Source organism: Halomonas sp. KM-1 (assembly GCF_000246875.1).
Classification (GTDB): Bacteria; Pseudomonadota; Gammaproteobacteria; order Pseudomonadales; family Halomonadaceae; genus Halomonas; species Halomonas aerodenitrificans.
Window position 1 is genome coordinate 1 of sequence record NZ_BAEU01000099.1, and the last position, 17,194, is coordinate 17,194.

Below are 17,194 nucleotides of genomic sequence, written 5' to 3' on the forward strand. Positions count from 1 at the left end.
GAGATCCAGCCGATGGTGCGTGACACGGCGAAGATCACCGTGAACATGTTGGTCGGGATGCCCATGGCCTTGAGAATGATGCCGGAGTAGAAGTCGACGTTGGGGTAGAGCTTGCGCTCGACGAAGTACTCGTCCTCGAGGGCGATCTGCTCCAGGCGCTTGGCGATCTTTAGCTGCGGGTCGTCGATGCCGAGTTCGGCCAGCACCTCGTCGCAGGTCTCCTTCATGACCTTGGCGCGCGGGTCGAAGTTGCGGTACACGCGGTGACCGAAGCCCATCAGCTTGAACGGGTCGTCCTTGTCCTTGGCCTTGTCGATGAAGCGCTGTATGTTCTCTTCGGAGTCGTCGCCGATCTCGTCGAGCATCTTCAGCACCGCCTCGTTGGCACCGCCGTGAGCCGGGCCCCACAGTGCGGCGATGCCGGCGCTGATGCAGGCGAACGGGTTGGCGCCGGTGGAGCCTGCCAGGCGCACCGTGGAGGTGGAGGCGTTCTGCTCGTGGTCGGCATGCAGCATGAAGATGCGGTCCATGGCCTTGGCGTAGACCGGGTTGACCTTGTACTCCTCGCACGGGTTGCTGAACATCATGTAGAGGAAGTTCTCTGCATAGCTCAGGTCATTGCGCGGGTAGTTGAACGGCTGGCCGACGTTATACTTGTAGGACATGGCCGCAATGGTCGGCATCTTGGCAATCAGACGGATCGCGCTGATGACGCGGTCTTCCTCGACGGTAATGTCCAGGTGGTCGTGGTAGAAAGCGGCAAGACCGCCGACCACGCCGCACAGGATCGACATCGGGTGAGCGTCGCGGCGGAAGCCCTTGAAGAAGTTGTTGATCTGATCGTGGACCATGGTGTGGTTGCGCACCCGCGACTCGAAGTCGGCGTACTGCTCGGCGGTCGGCAGCTCACCGAACAGCAGCGCGTAGCACACCTCGACGAAGTTGGACTCCTTGGCCAACTGGTCGATCGGATAGCCGCGATGCAGAAGAACGCCCTTGGCGCCATCGATATAGGTGATGGCCGACTGGCACGAGGAGGTTGCCATGAAGCCTGGATCGTAGGTGAACAGGCCTTCGGCGCCCAGACCGCGAACATCGACCACGTCAGGGCCCAGGGTTCCTGAGTAGACGGGCAGCTCGATCGCTTTTTCCAGGCCGTCTACCGTCAGTGTCGCTTTCCTGTCAGCCATTCTGGCCTCCTCTCGAAGTCGCTATGGAACGTTAACTCGTTATTTCGCAAACCCTGTTGGAGCCGTGGCCCGCGAAAAAGGTCAGCCCACTATAGAAGCGTTCCCGGGATTGTCAATTGGGCCAAAGTGACCGCATAGTTGTGCATGGAACTTTTTGTTAGATAGCTGTTGTATAGAAAATGGTGCTTTGCACCACGAGAGCGCCCATGGGCCGCCGGTTGCGGCGCGACGAGCCTGTCTGCTTGCCATCCCAGGCATGGCGAGCTTGAACCATGGTCGAGTTAGCGCGGTGGGTATTTGTCACTAGGGGTTCATGTCCCTATAATCCACACCGCGCGACTGGCAGGTACTCGTTGTCATGCCCGTCCCGGCAGCGGCGAGCCCCCTACCTCAAACCACCGCCCGCTCGAGCCTGGTCCCATCGGTTGAAGAGCGAGCCAAGAGAGTGTGTATAGAGCCGTGAATAGCAAACGACCCGTCAACCTAGACCTCACCACGATACAGTTCCCACTTCCCGCCTTGACGTCGATCGCCCACCGCATCACCGGCGTAATCCTGTTCGTTGGCCTCATCTTCGCGTTCTGGGCCCTCGACAAGTCGCTGTCGTCTCCGGAAGGCTTCCTCGCCGTGCGCGACACCCTGGCCAACAACATCCTGGCCAAGCTGATCGCCTGGGGGCTGCTGTCAGCCCTGGCCTTTCACTTCGTTGCCGGCATCAAGCACATGCTGATGGATGCTGGATATGGCGTGACCCTCGAGGGGGGCGTGAAGAAGGCACAGGCCACCGTGGTCATCAGTGCCGTCCTGATCATTCTGGCGGGAGTCTGGGTATGGTAACCAATATCACCAATCTGGGTCGCAGCGGCCTGTCCGACTGGCTGATCCAGCGGGTCTCGGCCGTCATTCTGGCGCTCTACACGGTTTTCATCGTCGCGTATCTGCTGTTCAACCCCGGGCTCGATTACGTTACCTGGAGCAATCTGTTTGCCCAGACCTGGATGCGGATCTTCTCCCTGCTGGCCTTTATCTCGCTTGCCGCGCACGCCTGGGTGGGGCTGTGGACCGTGACCACCGATTACCTCAAGTCCACGCCCGTTCGCCTCGGCGCCCAGGTCGTCATCATCCTGGCCGTGTTCGTGTTCCTGGTCTGGGGCATTACCGTTCTGTGGGGAGCCTGATTCATGTCTAACATGCGTACCTTGTCCTTCGACGCCATCATCATCGGCGGTGGCGGCTCCGGCTTGCGCGCGGCGCTCGAGCTGGCCAAGTCCGGCAAGCAGACCGCCGTGCTGTCCAAGGTCTTCCCGACCCGCTCGCACACCGTGTCCGCCCAGGGCGGCATCACCTGCGCCATCGCCTCGGCCGACCCCAACGACGATTGGCGCTGGCACATGTACGACACCGTCAAGGGCGGCGACTACATCACCGACCAGGACGCCGCTGAGTACATGTGCTCCGAGGGGCCCAAGGCGGTCTTCGAACTCGAGCACATGGGCCTGCCGTTCTCGCGTTTCGACAACGGCCGTATCTATCAGCGTCCGTTCGGCGGTCAGTCAAAGAACTTCGGTGAAGGCGGCCAGGCGGCGCGCACCTGCGCGGCGGCCGACCGTACCGGCCACGCGCTGCTGCACACCCTTTATCAGAACAACCTGAAGAATAACACCACCTTCCTCAACGAGTGGTTCGCGGTCGATCTGGTCAAGAACGCCAACGGTGACGTGGTGGGCTGCATCGCCATGTGCATCGAGACCGGCGAAGTGGTGCACGTCAAGTCCAAGGCCACCGTCATGGCTACCGGCGGTGCCGGTCGCATCTATGCTTCCACCACCAACGCCCTGATCAACACCGGCGACGGCATCGGCATGGCGCTGCGCGCCGGCTTCCCGATGCAGGACATGGAGATGTGGCAGTTCCACCCCACCGGTATCTACGGTGCCGGCGTGCTGGTCACCGAGGGCTGCCGCGGTGAGGGTGGCTATCTGGTCAACAAGGATGGCGAGCGCTTCATGGAGCGTTATGCCCCCAACGCCAAGGATCTGGCCGGTCGTGACGTGGTGGCACGCTCCATGGTCATGGAGATCCTCGAGGGCCGCGGCTGCGGCGAGCAGGGCGACCACGTCTACCTCAAGCTCGATCACCTGGGCGAAGAGGTGCTCAACAAGCGCCTGCCCGGTATCAGTGAGCTGTCCAAGATCTTCGCCCATGCCGATCCGGTCAAGGCGCCGATCCCGGTGGTGCCGACCTGCCACTACATGATGGGCGGGATTCCGACCAACGTGCACGGTCAGGCGATCATGCAGGACGCCGACGGCAACGACCGCATCGTCAATGGCCTGTTTGCCTGTGGCGAAGCGGCCTGTGTATCGGTGCACGGCGCCAACCGCCTGGGCGGCAACTCGCTGCTCGACCTGGTAGTGTTCGGTCGTGCGGCCGGCATGTTCATCGAGAGCGCGCTCAACGAGGGTATCGATTACCTCGACGCTTCCGAGTCCGACATCGAGGCGGCCATGAAGCGCATGACCCGCTGGAACGAATCCAGCGGCGGCGAATCCGTGGCAGCTCTCAAGACCGAGCTGCAGAGCATCATGCAGAACTCCTTCGGTGTGTTCCGTCAGGAAGATCACATGCAGGAAGGAGTCAAGAAGCTGGCCGATCTGCGCGGCCGTATCGGCGAAGCGCATCTGGTCGACAAGTCCGGCGCCTTCAACACCGCCCGCGTCGAGGCGCTCGAGCTCGACAACCTGATGGAAGTGGCCGAAGCCACCGCCATCGCGGCCCTGGAGCGTAAGGAGAGCCGCGGCGCCCACTCGCGCTACGACTATCCGGATCGCGACGACGCCAACTGGCTGAAGCACTCCATGTACTTCCCGGCCGAGAAGCGGGTCGGCAAGCGTGACGTCAACTTCAAGCCGAAGACCGTCGACACCTTCGAGCCGAAAGTCCGTACATATTAAGGGGGAGTCACGAGATGCTTCAGGTATCCATTTACCGCTACAACCCGGAAACCGACTCCGCGCCCTACATGCAGGAGTACCAGCTCGACACTCAGGGCCGTGACCTGATGGTGCTGAACGTGCTGGAAATGCTCAAGGCCGAGGACACCACCCTGGCTTTCCGTCGCAGCTGCCGCGAGGGCGTGTGCGGCTCCGACGGCATGAACATGAACGGCAAGAACGGTCTGGCCTGCATCACCTCGCTGTCCGACGTGGTCAAGGACAACAAGCTGGTGCTGCGTCCGCTGCCGGGCCTGCCGGTAGTGCGCGACCTGGTGGTCGACATGGGGCTGTTCTACAAGCAGTACGAGCGCATCCAGCCGTACCTGCAGAACGACACCCCGGCGCCGGCCATCGAGCGCCTGCAGTCGCCCGAGGATCGCGACAAGCTCGACGGGCTCTATGAGTGCATCCTGTGCGCCTGCTGCTCGACCTCCTGTCCGTCGTTCTGGTGGAACCCGGACAAGTTCGTCGGTCCGGCCGGTCTGCTGCAGTCGTACCGTTTCCTGGCCGACTCGCGCGATACCGCAACTCGCGAACGCCTGTCGGAACTCGAAGATCCGTTCAGCGTGTTCCGCTGCCGCGGCATCATGAACTGCGTCGCGGTATGTCCCAAGGGGCTCAATCCCACTCGGGCCATCGGCAAGATCCGTGACATGTTGCTGGCGAATGCCACTTAAATCGTGGCGCGTGGCTTGCTATCATAGCGGCCGCAGTTTGGCCGCGACCTTGTGTCGCGGTCGGTTCGCACAGTAGCGACAGAGCCGGTGCCACAGGTACCGGCTCTTGAGCATGAATTTCAAGGTTTCCGGCCTCGCGGCTGGATCCGCCGGAAGAGAGACGCCCCACCGGCAGGGCACCAGCCAAGCCGCCGCGGCTGGCCCGTGACGGCGCCGACAACACCCCATCAGTGTAGGGTGACCGAGAGATGCAACAAGGCATAATGGAGTTGATGTGGAACAGCTCCCACGTGAGCGGCAGCAACGTTCACTATGTGGAAGCGCTCTACGAGCAATACCTCGCCGACCCAGGTTCCGTGCCCGACGAGTGGCGAACCTACTTCGATCAGCTGCCGAGCGTCGATGGCAGCGCCACCCATGACGTCCCTCTAAGTCCGGTACGTGACCAGTTCCAGCAGCTGGCCCGCGCTCGCCGGACCACGACGGCCGCTGCCGACAGCGGCGAGAACAAGAAGCAGGTCAAGGTGTTGCAGCTGATCAACGCCTACCGCTTCCGGGGACATCAGAAAGCCGATATCGACCCGCTCAAGCTGCGCAGTCAGGCGCCCGTTCCCGACCTCGACCTCTCCTTCCACCAGCTATCTCCGGCCGATCTGGACACCGAGTTCCAGACCGGCTCTTTCTTTCTGGGGATGGACAAGGCACCGCTGCGTGAGATCGTCGAGGCGCTGGAGCACACCTACTGTCGCTCCATCGGCTGCGAGATCATGCATATCGTCGATACCGAGGAGAAGCGCTGGCTGCAGCAGCGCTTCGAGTCGGTTCGCTCGGCACCCAAGTACAGCGACGACGTGCGCAAGCATCTGCTGGAGCGCCTGACCGCCGCGGAGGGCCTGGAGAACTACCTGGCCTCCAAGTATCCCGGCACCAAGCGCTTCGGTCTCGAGGGCGGTGAGGCATTCATCCCGATGATGGACGAGCTGATCCAGCGCGGCGGTGGCTACGGGATCAAGGAGATGGTCATCGGCATGGCCCACCGCGGCCGCCTCAACCTGCTGGTCAACATTCTCGGCAAGAACCCCTCCGAGCTGATCGACGAGTTCGACGGTAAGAAGCTGATCGAGCGCGGCTCGGGCGACGTCAAGTATCACCAGGGCTTCAGCTCCAACGTGATGACGCCGGGTGGCGAGGTGCATCTGGCGCTGGCCTTCAACCCCTCGCACCTGGAGATCGTGTCGCCGGTGGTGGAAGGTTCGGTGCGTGCCCGTCAGGACCGCCGCGACGACTACGAAGGCACCAAGGTCCTGCCGGTCAACATCCATGGTGACGCCGCCTTCGCCGGTCAGGGCGTGGTCATGGAGACGTTCCAGATGTCCCAGACCCGTGCCTACAAGACCGGTGGGACGATTCATATCGTCATCAACAACCAGGTCGGCTTCACCACCTCGCATCCGCAGGACACGCGCTCCACCGAGTACTGCACCGACATCGCCAAGATGGTTCAGGCACCGATCTTCCACGTCAACGGCGACGATCCGGACGCGGTGCTGCATGCCACCCAGGTGGCACTCGACTACCGCCAGCAGTTCCGCAAGGACGTGGTCATCGATCTGGTCTGCTATCGCCGCCGCGGTCACAACGAGGCCGACGAGCCCTCCGGCACCCAGCCGCTGATGTATCAGAAGATCAAGGATCATCCCTCCTCGCGTACGCTTTACGCGCAGCGCCTGGTGGAGCAGGGCGTGCTCAGCGAGGAAGACGCCCAGGCGATGACCGAGACCTATCGTGAAGACCTGATGGCGGGCAACCACGTCGCCAACGCCCTGGTCCAGGAGCCCAACACCACGCTGTTCGTCGACTGGAAACCCTATCTCGGTCACGAGTGGAGCGGCTATGCCGACACCGGCGTCGAGATGAAGCGCCTGCAGCGGCTGGCCGCACGCATGTGCGAGATTCCCGACGGCGTCGAAGTGCAGCGCCAGGTAGCCAAGATCTACGAGGACCGCCGCAAGATGCAGGCCGGCGGTCTGGCGCTGAACTGGGGCTTCGCCGAAACCCTGGCCTACGCCACCCTGCTCGACGAAGGGCATCCGGTGCGTATCACCGGCCAGGACGTGGGCCGCGGTACCTTCTCCCACCGCCATGCGGTGGTGCACAACCAGAAGGACGGCAGCACCTACGTGCCGCTGCAGCATCTGGCCGACGGCCAGCCGCGCTTCACCATCCACGACTCCTTCCTCTCCGAGGAGGCGGTGCTGGCGTTCGAGTATGGCTATGCCACGACGGCGCCCAACGACCTGGTGATCTGGGAAGCGCAGTTCGGCGACTTCTTCAACGGTGCTCAGGTGGTGGTGGACCAGTTCATCTCCTCCGGCGAGACCAAGTGGGGACGGCTGTGCGGCCTGACCATGCTGCTGCCTCACGGCTACGAAGGGCAGGGGCCGGAACACTCCTCGGCGCGCCTGGAGCGCTTCCTGCAGCTGTGTGCCGAGCACAACATGCAGGTGTGCGTGCCCACCACGCCGGCGCAGATCTTCCACCTGCTGCGTCGTCAGGTGATCCGTCCGCTGCGCAAGCCGCTGGTGGTGATGTCGCCCAAGAGCCTGCTGCGTCACAAGGAGGCGATCTCCAGCCTCGACGATCTGGCCAACGGCCACTTCCAGATGGTGCTGCCGGATCAGGGCAACCTCGAAGCCCAGAAGGTGACTCGCGTCATCATGTGTGCCGGCAAGGTCTACTACGACCTGGCGGCATGGCGCGAAGAGAACGGCCGCGACGACACCGCCATCGTGCGTATCGAGCAGCTCTACCCCTTCCCCAAGGAGGAGCTCTTCGAGGCGCTGAAGGCCTACGTCAATCTCGATACCGTGGTGTGGTGTCAGGAAGAGCCGCTCAATCAGGGCGCCTGGTATCCCAGCCAGCACCACATGCGGGCGGTGGCCGACATGCTCAAGAACGGCCTCGGCGGTGAACTCAAGTTCGCCGGGCGTCCGGCATCGGCGGCACCCGCGGCGGGCTACATGTCCGTGCATACCGAACAGCAGCGCCAGTTGGTGGAAGACGCCTTCAACGTCTGAGCGAATCCACCGGGACGTAGAGAACATACAAGGGAAACGACATGGCTACCGATATCAAAGCGCCCACCTTTCCGGAATCCGTTGCCGAAGGCAGCGTGGCTGCCTGGCACAAGAAGGCGGGGGACAGCGTCGAGCGCGATGAGCTGATCGTCGAGATCGAAACCGACAAGGTGGTGCTCGAAGTGGTGGCACCGGAAGCCGGCACCCTCTCCGAGGTGCTGGTGGAAGAGGGCGATACCGTGCAGTCCGAGCAGGTGCTGGGCAAGATCGGTGCTGGCGGCGCCAAGGGCGCCGAGAAGAAGGGCGAGAAGGCCGACGCCAAGGCGGCGCCGCAGAGCGAGGCCAAGGCGGCGCCGGCCGCCGGCGGCAAGTCTCACGAGGTGAAGGCACCGACCTTCCCCGAGTCGATCCAGGAAGGCACCGTGGCCACCTGGCACAAGAAGGTGGGCGAGGCGGTCAAGCGCGATGAAGTGCTGGCCGACATCGAGACCGACAAGGTGGTGCTCGAGGTAGTCGCACCGGCAGACGGCGCCCTGGCCGAGATCAAGGCGGAAGAGGGCAGTCAGGTCGCCTCCGAGGCGGTGCTGGCCATCTTCACCGAGGGTGCGGGCGGTGCCGAGACGGCCGCAGATGTCACGCCGGCCGCTTCCGCCGATGACGGCTCGGGCGACGAGCGGATCGGCGACAAGATCCTGGCCCCGGCGGCACGCAAGATGGTTGCCGAGCACGACCTCGACGTGAGCAAGATCGAAGGTACCGGCAAGGGCGGTCGCATCCTCAAGGAAGACGTGCAGCGCGCCGTTCAGGCCGGCACGGCCAAGAAGAGCGCCGCTCCCGCTGCCGCACCCAAGCAGGCTGCCGCCGCACCGGCCTTCGAGGGTGAGCGTCCCGAGAAGCGTGTGCCGATGAGCCGTCTGCGTCAGACCATCGCCAAGCGTCTGGTCCAGGCTCAGCAGACCGCCGCCATGCTCACCACCTACAACGAGGTGGACATGGGCGCGGTGATGGATCTGCGTGCGCAGTACAAGGACACTTTCCTGAAGGCACACGACGTCAAGCTCGGCTTCATGGGCTTCTTCGTCAAGGCGGCTTCCGAGGCACTCAAGCGCTTCCCTGACGTCAACGCCTCCATCGACGGCACCGACATCGTCTACCACGGCTATCAGGACATCGGCGTGGCGGTCTCCACCGACCGCGGCCTGGTGGTGCCGGTGCTGCGCGATACCGACAGCATGAAGATCGCCGACGTCGAGAAGGGCATCGTCGACTTCGGCAAGCGGGCGCGTGACGGCAAGCTCGGCATCGAGGAGATGCAGGGCGGCACCTTCACCATCACCAACGGCGGCATCTTCGGCTCGCTGATGTCGACCCCGATCCTCAACCCGCCGCAGACCGCCATCCTGGGCATGCACAAGATCCAGGAGCGCCCCATGGCCGTCAACGGCAAGGTCGAGATCCGCCCAATGATGTACCTGGCCCTGTCATACGACCACCGTATGATCGACGGCAAGGATGCGGTGCAGTTCCTGGTGACCATCAAGGAGCTGCTCGAGGATCCGGCGCGCCTGCTGCTGGATATCTGACGGCGCCGAATCAACGGACTCAAACGCGAACCGATCAACAGGAAGAACCACATGGCCGACAAATTTGATGTGATCGTCATCGGTGCGGGCCCCGGGGGCTACGTGGCCGCCATCCGTGCCGCCCAACTGGGGCTGAAGACTGCCTGCGTCGAGAAATGGGTCAACAAGGAAGGCAAGACCGTTCACGGCGGTACCTGCCTCAACGTGGGCTGCATTCCCTCCAAGGCGCTGCTCGAGACATCCCACAAGTTCGTCGAAGCACGCGATCACTTCGCCGAGATCGGCATCGATCTGGAACCGCCCAAGGCCAACGTGGCCAAGATGCTGGAGTTCAAGAACTCCGTCATCGCCAAGAACGTGGGTGGCATCAGCGCCCTGTTCAAGGCCAACGGCGTCACCGCCATCGACGGCACCGGCAAGGTGACCGGCACCAAGCAGGTCGAAGTCACCGACCACGACGGTGGCAAGACCACCTATGAAGCCGACAACATCGTCATCGCCGCGGGTTCGGTACCGGTGGAAATCCCGCCGACCCCGCTGCACGAGGACATCGTCGTCACTTCCACCGGTGCGCTGGAGTTCACCGAGGTGCCGGGGCGCCTGGGCGTGATCGGCGCCGGCGTCATCGGCCTCGAACTGGGCAGCGTATGGAGTCGTCTGGGCGCCGAGGTGACCGTGCTCGAAGCCATGGACACCTTCCTGCCGATGGTCGATACCGCCATCGCCAAGGAGACCCAGAAGCTGCTCAAGAAGCAGGGCCTGGACATCAAGCTCGGCGCACGCGTTACCGGCTCCGAGGTCAAGGGCAACGAGGTTACGGTCAAGTACAGCGACGGCAAGGGTGAGCAGGAGCAGACCTTCGACAAGCTGATCGTCTGCGTCGGTCGTCGCCCCTACACCAAGGGCGTGGTCGACGAGAACGTCGGCGTAGGCCTCGACGAGCGCGGTTTCATTCACGTCGACGACCAGTGCCGCACCAGCGTGCCCGGCATCTATGCCATCGGTGACTGCGTGCGCGGTCCGATGCTGGCCCACAAGGCTTCGGAAGAGGGCGTGATGGTGGCCGACATCATCGCCGGGCACAAGGCGGAGATGAACTACGACGCCATTCCCAGCGTGATCTACACCTCGCCGGAAGTGGCCTGGGTCGGCTTGAACGAGCAGGAAGCCAAGGCCAAGGGCATTGCAGTCAAGACCGGCTCCTTCCCGTTCTCGGCCAACGGTCGGGCGCTTGCCAACAACGCGCCGGAAGGCATGGCCAAGATCATTGCCGATGCCGAGACCGATCGTATCCTGGGCATGCACATCGTCAGCCAGCATGCCGGTGAGCTGATTGCCCAAGGCGTGATCGCCATGGAATTCGGCTCCAGCGCCGAGGATCTGGCGCTGACCTGCTACGCTCACCCAAGCACCTCCGAGGCGATTCACGAGGCGGCGCTGGCGGTGGACGGTCACGCCATCCACATGGCCAACCGCAAGAAGCGCTAGTCGGGCGAACAGGCAGTACGCAGTAGACGTAACAACGAGCGCCATCCATGGGGATGGCGCGTCGCGCCCGGCCATGTATCGGGCGCGGACGGGGGTAACCCGGCATCGACCGTCGCAGGCGGTGTTTCGCGGTTGCCGTTCGAGTCACATGCAACCAATGGCATGAATCGATGAACCTTCACGAGTATCAAGGCAAGCAGCTGTTTGCCGATTATGGTCTGCCGGTATCCAAGGGCTTCGCAGTCGATACCCCCGAGGAAGCGGCGGAAGCCTGCAGGAAGATCGGTGGTGACATGTGGGTCGTCAAGGCCCAGGTCCACGCCGGTGGCCGCGGCAAGGCCGGCGGTGTCAAGCTGATCAAGAGCCCGGAAGAGGCCAAGGCCTTCGCCGAGCACTGGCTGGGCAAGAACCTGGTGACCTACCAGACCGACGCGAACGGTCAGCCGGTCGCCAAGATCCTGGTGGAGAACTGCACTGACATCGCCAACGAGCTCTACCTGGGCGCTGTGGTCGACCGCACCACTCGTCGCGTGGTGTTCATGGCTTCCACCGAAGGTGGCGTCGAGATCGAGAAGGTCGCCGAGGAAACCCCCGAGAAGATTCTCAAGGCCGAGATCGACCCGCTGGTCGGTGCGCAGCCGTATCAGGCGCGCGAGCTGGCTTTTGCCCTGGGCCTGAAAGGCGACCAGGTCAAGCAGTTCACCAAGATCTTCCTGGGCCTGTCGCGTCTGTTCCACGAGAAGGATCTGGCGCTGCTCGAGATCAACCCGCTGGTGATCACCGAGGAAGGCAACCTGCACTGCCTCGACGCCAAGATCAACCTGGACAGCAACTCCCTGTATCGGCATCCGGACCTGCAGGCGATGCGCGATCCCTCTCAGGAAGACGAGCGTGAGGCCGAGGCAGCTGCCTGGGAACTCAACTACGTGGCCCTGGAAGGCAACATCGGCTGTATGGTCAATGGTGCCGGACTGGCCATGGGCACCATGGACATCATCAAGCTCCATGGCGGCCAGCCTGCCAACTTCCTCGACGTGGGCGGCGGTGCGACCAAGGAGCGCGTGGCGGAGGCCTTCAAGCTGATCCTCTCCGACGACTCCGTCAAGGCCGTGCTGGTCAACATCTTCGGCGGCATCGTGCGCTGCGACATGATTGCCGAGGGCATTATCGGTGCCGTCGAGCAGGTCGGCGTCAACGTACCGGTGGTGGTGCGTCTCGAAGGTAACAACGCCGAGCTGGGTGCCGAGAAGCTGGCCTCCAGTGGTCTGAACATCATCGCTGCCACGAGCCTGACCGATGCGGCTCAGCAGGTTGTCAAGGCAGCGGAGGGCAAGTAATGAGCATCCTGATCGACAAGAACACCAAGGTCATCTGCCAGGGCTTCACCGGCGGGCAGGGGACCTTCCATTCCGAGCAGGCGATTGCCTACGGTACCAAGATGGTCGGCGGCGTCACCCCGGGCAAGGGCGGCCAGGAGCACCTGGGCCTGCCGGTGTTCAACACCGTCAAGGAAGCGGTCGAGAAGACCGGCGCCGAGGCCAGCGTGATCTACGTACCGGCCGCCTTCTGCAAGGACTCGATCCTCGAAGCCGCCAATGCCGGCATCAAGCTGATCGTGTGCATCACCGAAGGCATCCCCACACTCGACATGCTCGACGTCAAGGTCAAGTGCGACGAGCTGGGCGTGCGCCTGATCGGCCCGAACTGCCCGGGTGTGATCACTCCCGGCGAGAGCAAGATCGGCATCATGCCGGGCCACATCCACAAGCCGGGCAAGGTCGGCATCGTGTCGCGTTCCGGCACCCTGACCTACGAAGCGGTCAAGCAGACCACCGACCACGGCTTCGGTCAGTCCACCTGTGTGGGCATCGGCGGCGACCCGATCCCGGGCTCCAACTTCATCGACATCCTGGCGATGTTCGAGAAGGACCCGAAGACCGAGGCCATCGTCATGATCGGCGAGATCGGCGGTACCGCCGAGGAAGAGGCCGCTGCCTACATCAAGGCCAACGTGACCAAGCCGGTGGTGTCCTACATCGCCGGTGTCACCGCGCCTCCGGGCAAGCGTATGGGCCACGCCGGTGCGATCATCTCCGGTGGCAAGGGTACCGCTGACGAGAAGTTCGCCGCGCTGGAAGATGCCGGCGTGCGTACCGTTCGCTCCCTGGCCCAGATCGGTGACGCGCTGAAGGACGTCACTGGCTGGTAAGCCTGGCTTCATCGCAGCTGACCAAACGGGGCGCCTCATCGAGGCGCCCCGTTTCATTTCATCGTCTACTGTCCGGTGTTCGCTTCAGGCCAGTGCCTCGTCGAAGCGCGGGGCGTCCATGCCCAGCAGCTGAAGTTCGAGATCGTCGGCTTCAATGGCCTGCGGCAGCTGCTTGTCGTCGCCCTGGGCCCGGTAGGCGAAGCGCCAGGCCTCGCCCGGCGCCAGCTCGCGCGAGTCGCCGACCCGGTAGGTCTCGCCCTCACGGCTGAACTCGCCATTCCATAGCGTATCCAGCTCGTCGTCCAGGTCGAAGCGGAGATCGGGCAGCGCCAGCGTCTCCTGGGTCACGTTCTCGACGAAGATTTCGGCGCTATGGCCGTCACTCCACTCGTCGAGCGTATTGCCGGTCACGACCAGCTCGGCCGTATCGTCGATCAGCGGCGGCAGCAAGCCACCATCACTCGCCAGCACTTCCCGTTCGCCGGGGACGGGCATCGGCTCGGCTTCGAACAGGCTGCGTGAGACCACGTGCAGCGTGGTGCCGTCACCGAACACGGCGTACTGCATGTCGAGGAGGGTGTCGTCGGTGCCCTTGTCGTCGCGGATGCGTACCTCGTCGTCGACAAAGTCGATGCGGTAAGCGTCGAAGTCGCTCGTATAGCGGGCGGTGTTGGTACCGCCACCACCAATCAGAACGTCCTCACCGTCGTTCCAGTCGTCGCCGGGGCCGCTTTGCAGGATGTCGTTGCCGGCGCCGCCGATCAGGGTATCGTCACCCAGGCCGCCGTTGAGGTAGACGCCATCGTCGCTGCCGCGAATCACGTCGTCGCGGCGGGAGCCGACGACATAGTCGAAACGGACCTGATTGGCGTCCGGGTCGGTGGGGGCGCCGAACGCTTCTCCCCCCTCGTTCACCCAAAGGGTCGGTGACAGGCCGTCGTTCTCCGGGTCGCGCAGCGAGCGCTCGACCCGCACCTGATTGCCGTGGTCGCGTCCACCGTGGAAGTTGACGTCGCGATCGGTCCGAGCGACCTCGACGTCGTTATCGACGGAGGAGCGCCAGGAGGCGAATACCAGGCCATGTCGCATGCCGCTGTCCTCCAGGCCGGTGAAGCTGCCGTCGTAGCTTTCGCGCAGCTCGAAAGCATAGCCGTTGCCACCGCCGCCTTTATTGAAAGCGCCTTCGGCAGAGACATCGGCAACGTCGGCATCCACTGAGCGCGAAACATGAAAGGCGGTGGAGGGGCCATTCGTGACGTCGATATCGTGGAGCTGCGAACCGTTGGTGCCGTCGAGATACACGCCTTTGAAGCCCGTCAGCTCGCTCTCGGTATTCTGGAAGCTTGCAGCGTCGGGAGTGCCGAGCTCGAAATCGATGCCGAAACCCGACAGGGTAACGTCATCGACGCTGGCCACTCTTTCCACCTGGGTCTTGCCCGCTTCGAAATCGAAATGTACCCCACGATCCAGGCTGACCTGCCCATCTTCCACTGCCGTGACCTTGGCCATGCTGGTGCGCAGCTCCGCATGCTCCTGCTTGCGCCACGCGCTGTCGCCTATTTCATCGAGAAAGGCGCTGTCGTTGTCCTGCCACAGGCGCAGGGTATCGCCCACTTCCAGTTCGGCATCGATGGCGATACCCGTGTCACCCCGCCGTACGGCGGCATCGAGGGTGCCGAGGTCGAGACTGTCGGCGGTGCCGTCCAGCTTGATGGCATGGCCCTGATCCAGGGCGTTGCGGGTGAAGGTCAGGCGGGTAGCGTCGGAGCCGGCTCCGGTGAGGGTGAGGTCGGAACGGTCGATGGTCAGGGGGGCGTCGAGCGTATATTCACCCGCCGAGAGTTCGATGGTGGCACCACTCGGTGCGTCATCGATCAGGGTCTGAAGGGCCGCTGCCGTCGTCGATGGGCCAGCCTTTAACACGGACATGTCGTCTCTCCTCGTGCACCTTGTTGGACTCGTTTTCAAGACTCATTTGCGAGGTTTGCGATGTGACGGGCGGCGAGATGCTAAACGCTTGGCGGCGAGAAAAACAGGCGGTCTAGGCGCCAAAAGGGTGGCAATCGGACAGGCTTTCCGGCTTTGTAACACTTAATTCAACCTAGAAAAATTGTCCGGGGAGTGATGCTAAGCGGCGAAGCTCATGGCAAATGAAGAGAGAGGTAGTCTGGGGAAGAAACATAACAAGACCCGTCGTTACGAAAACCATCATTCCGTAGTCATGGCTTCGCTGCGGCTCTGTTAGGCTGCCCCGCTTCAAGCCTTCATACCGCCGCTCTCGTGCCACGAGTGCGAGCAGAGTATCTCTGCGGGAGGGATACAAGCCATGGCCGCCGAGACCGTCGACGATCTCGCAAGAGCGCTGCGTCAGTGCCGGCCGACCCTGATGTGGGTGCTCGGCTTCAGTCTTTTCGTCAATGCCCTGATGCTGGTGCCGGCGCTCTACATGCTCCAGGTGTACGATCGTGTCATTACCACCGGCAGCCGTGAGACGCTGCTGCTGCTTACCCTGGTCGTCCTGTTCCTGATGGCGGTCATGGGCTTTCTCGATGTGGTGCGGTCACGCCTGCTGGTGCGTATCGGCAACCGCCTCGATGCTCGGCTAGGGGCGCGCTTGCACCAAGCCGTATTCGCCCGGCAACTTGCCGGCGAGGGGCGTACCTCGGTGCAGCCGCTTGATGACTTGCGCACGCTGCGCCAGTTCGTTTCCGGCAATGCGCTCTTCGCCTTCTTCGATGCCCCCTGGGTTCCGCTCTATCTGACCCTGCTGTTTCTCTTCGACCCCTGGCTCGGCGTTTTCGCCAGCCTGGCAGGGCTGGTGCTGCTCGGCCTGACGCTGACCAATGAAAAGCTGACCCGGGGGCTCATGCAGGATGCGGGAGAGCGCTATCGCGAGGCGCGCGAGCAGGTCGCGGAGAGCCTGAACGGCGCCGAAGTCGCCCGCTCGCTGGGCATGCTGCCGACGCTGCGGCAGCGCTGGCTGGCCAGACATCGGGCCGCCCTCGTCCTGCAGTCTCGCGCGAGCGACCGGGCCAGCGGCCTGATCCAGCTCGCCAGGACCCTGCGCCTGACATTCCAGTCGTTGATCCTCGGTCTGGGGGCGCTGCTGGTGCTCGAGGGGCGTATCACTCCGGGCGTCATGATCGCCGCTTCCATCGTTCTGGCCCGCGCCCTGGCGCCCATCGACGGCATGATCGGTGGCTGGCGGGGGTTGGTGAGCGCCCGCGACGCTTATCGGCGGTTGGCGACGCTGCTCAGGGAAATGCCCGCCGAACGGCAGCGCCTGGCACTGCCCGCCCCCCGCGGAGAGGTGACGGTAGAGTCGGCCACGCTGCTGGTGCCGGGGTCCGACCGGGCCGTGCTCGACAGCATCGCCTTTCGCGTCGAGCGCGGTGAACACGTCGGCATCATCGGGCCGAGCGCGGCTGGCAAGAGCAGCCTGGCCCGTCTGCTGGCCGGCGCCCAGGCGCCGGCGAGGGGGGCGATACGCCTCGATGGGGCCAGCTTCGAGCAGTGGGACCGCGCCGCCTTGGGGCCTTTCCTGGGCTATCTACCCCAGGAGATCGAACTCTTCGACGGCACGGTGAGCGACAACATCGCCCGCTTCGGCGAGCCGTGCCCTGAGCGGGTGGTCGAGGCGGCGCGCAAGGCCGGCGTGCACGACATGATCCTGCGACTGCCGGCGGGCTACGAGACCCGGCTCGGGCAGTCCGGCGTGGTGCTGTCGCGCGGTCAGCGTCAACGGGTGGCCCTGGCCCGGGCCCTGTATGGCGACCCGGTGCTGGTGGTGCTCGACGAGCCCAACGCCAATCTCGACGATACCGGTGAGCGCGCGCTGATGGCGGCGCTGGAACGACTCAAGCGGGATGGCGTCACCCTGTTCGTGATCACCCATCGGCGCAGCGTACTGGCAAGCGTCGACACGCTGCTGGTGCTCGACGAGGGGCGGCTGCGTCTGCAGGGCGCCCGTGACG

12 protein-coding genes are annotated in these 17,194 nt (G+C 63.7%); 10 read left to right on the forward strand and 2 right to left on the reverse strand.

Annotated features, from left to right (window positions below):
* A partial coding sequence (gltA, locus tag B8115_RS10480) for a citrate synthase (RefSeq protein WP_010627750.1) occupies window positions 1–1,190 on the reverse strand: 1,190 nt, incomplete at its 3' end.
* Between the two features lie 459 nt (window positions 1,191–1,649).
* On the opposite strand from gltA, the gene sdhC reads away from it, so the two are divergent.
* From sdhC to sucD, 9 genes are all read left to right on the forward strand, one after another.
* A complete protein-coding gene (gene sdhC, locus B8115_RS10485; protein ID WP_026038040.1) occupies window positions 1,650–2,027 on the forward strand; it encodes a succinate dehydrogenase, cytochrome b556 subunit in 378 nt (125 codons plus the stop codon).
* Entirely contained in the window at window positions 2,021–2,368 is a 348-nt protein-coding gene (gene sdhD / locus B8115_RS10490) for a succinate dehydrogenase, hydrophobic membrane anchor protein (protein ID WP_010627752.1), read from the forward strand. Before sdhC ends, sdhD begins: the two co-directional genes overlap by 7 nt.
* A gap of 3 nt (window positions 2,369–2,371) precedes the next feature.
* Window positions 2,372–4,144, forward strand: a complete 1,773-nt coding sequence (gene sdhA / locus B8115_RS10495; RefSeq protein ID WP_010627753.1) for a succinate dehydrogenase flavoprotein subunit — start codon at window positions 2,372–2,374, stop codon at window positions 4,142–4,144.
* 14 nt (window positions 4,145–4,158) lie between these two features.
* On the forward strand, window positions 4,159–4,863 hold the full coding sequence (locus B8115_RS10500; protein WP_010627754.1) for a succinate dehydrogenase iron-sulfur subunit: 705 nt from the start codon (window positions 4,159–4,161) through the stop codon (window positions 4,861–4,863).
* A gap of 248 nt (window positions 4,864–5,111) precedes the next feature.
* Window positions 5,112–7,940, forward strand: coding sequence for a 2-oxoglutarate dehydrogenase E1 component (locus tag B8115_RS10505; protein WP_010627755.1), 2,829 nt, complete (start codon window positions 5,112–5,114; stop codon window positions 7,938–7,940).
* Window positions 7,941–7,981: 41 nt separating this feature from the next.
* A complete protein-coding gene (gene odhB, locus B8115_RS10510) occupies window positions 7,982–9,523 on the forward strand; it encodes a 2-oxoglutarate dehydrogenase complex dihydrolipoyllysine-residue succinyltransferase (protein WP_010627756.1) in 1,542 nt (513 codons plus the stop codon).
* A gap of 51 nt (window positions 9,524–9,574) precedes the next feature.
* A complete protein-coding gene (gene lpdA, locus B8115_RS10515; protein WP_010627757.1) occupies window positions 9,575–11,011 on the forward strand; it encodes a dihydrolipoyl dehydrogenase in 1,437 nt (478 codons plus the stop codon).
* Window positions 11,012–11,181: 170 nt separating this feature from the next.
* Entirely contained in the window at window positions 11,182–12,348 is a 1,167-nt protein-coding gene (gene sucC / locus B8115_RS10520) for an ADP-forming succinate--CoA ligase subunit beta (RefSeq protein WP_010627758.1), read from the forward strand.
* Window positions 12,348–13,220: a succinate--CoA ligase subunit alpha gene (sucD, locus tag B8115_RS10525; protein ID WP_010627759.1), complete on the forward strand. Its 873-nt coding sequence runs from the start codon at window positions 12,348–12,350 to the stop codon at window positions 13,218–13,220. The genes sucC and sucD overlap by 1 nt, the downstream gene beginning before the upstream one ends.
* A gap of 84 nt (window positions 13,221–13,304) precedes the next feature.
* Here the strand turns inward: sucD and B8115_RS10530 are convergent, their stop codons facing one another.
* A complete protein-coding gene (locus B8115_RS10530; protein ID WP_010627760.1) occupies window positions 13,305–15,149 on the reverse strand; it encodes a calcium-binding protein in 1,845 nt (614 codons plus the stop codon).
* Between the two features lie 397 nt (window positions 15,150–15,546).
* On the opposite strand from B8115_RS10530, the gene B8115_RS10535 reads away from it, so the two are divergent.
* Window positions 15,547–17,194, forward strand: a 1,648-nt coding sequence (locus B8115_RS10535; RefSeq protein WP_010627761.1) for a type I secretion system permease/ATPase, incomplete at its 3' end; no start/stop codon positions are given.

Excerpts from the sequence above, each read along its gene's own strand:
- B8115_RS10530 (WP_010627760.1), bottom strand. The coding sequence starts at position 15,149 with ATGTCCGTGTTAAAGGCTGGCCCATCGACGACGGCAGCGGCCCTTCAG.
- sdhD (WP_010627752.1), top strand. The coding sequence starts at position 2,021 with ATGGTAACCAATATCACCAATCTGGGTCGCAGCGGCCTGTCCGACTGG.
- sucD (WP_010627759.1), top strand. The coding sequence starts at position 12,348 with ATGAGCATCCTGATCGACAAGAACACCAAGGTCATCTGCCAGGGCTTC.
- sucC (WP_010627758.1), top strand. The coding sequence starts at position 11,182 with ATGAACCTTCACGAGTATCAAGGCAAGCAGCTGTTTGCCGATTATGGT.
- B8115_RS10505 (WP_010627755.1), top strand. The coding sequence starts at position 5,112 with ATGCAACAAGGCATAATGGAGTTGATGTGGAACAGCTCCCACGTGAGC.
- lpdA (WP_010627757.1), top strand. The coding sequence starts at position 9,575 with ATGGCCGACAAATTTGATGTGATCGTCATCGGTGCGGGCCCCGGGGGC.
- sdhA (WP_010627753.1), top strand. The coding sequence starts at position 2,372 with ATGTCTAACATGCGTACCTTGTCCTTCGACGCCATCATCATCGGCGGT.
- odhB (WP_010627756.1), top strand. The coding sequence starts at position 7,982 with ATGGCTACCGATATCAAAGCGCCCACCTTTCCGGAATCCGTTGCCGAA.
- B8115_RS10500 (WP_010627754.1), top strand. The coding sequence starts at position 4,159 with ATGCTTCAGGTATCCATTTACCGCTACAACCCGGAAACCGACTCCGCG.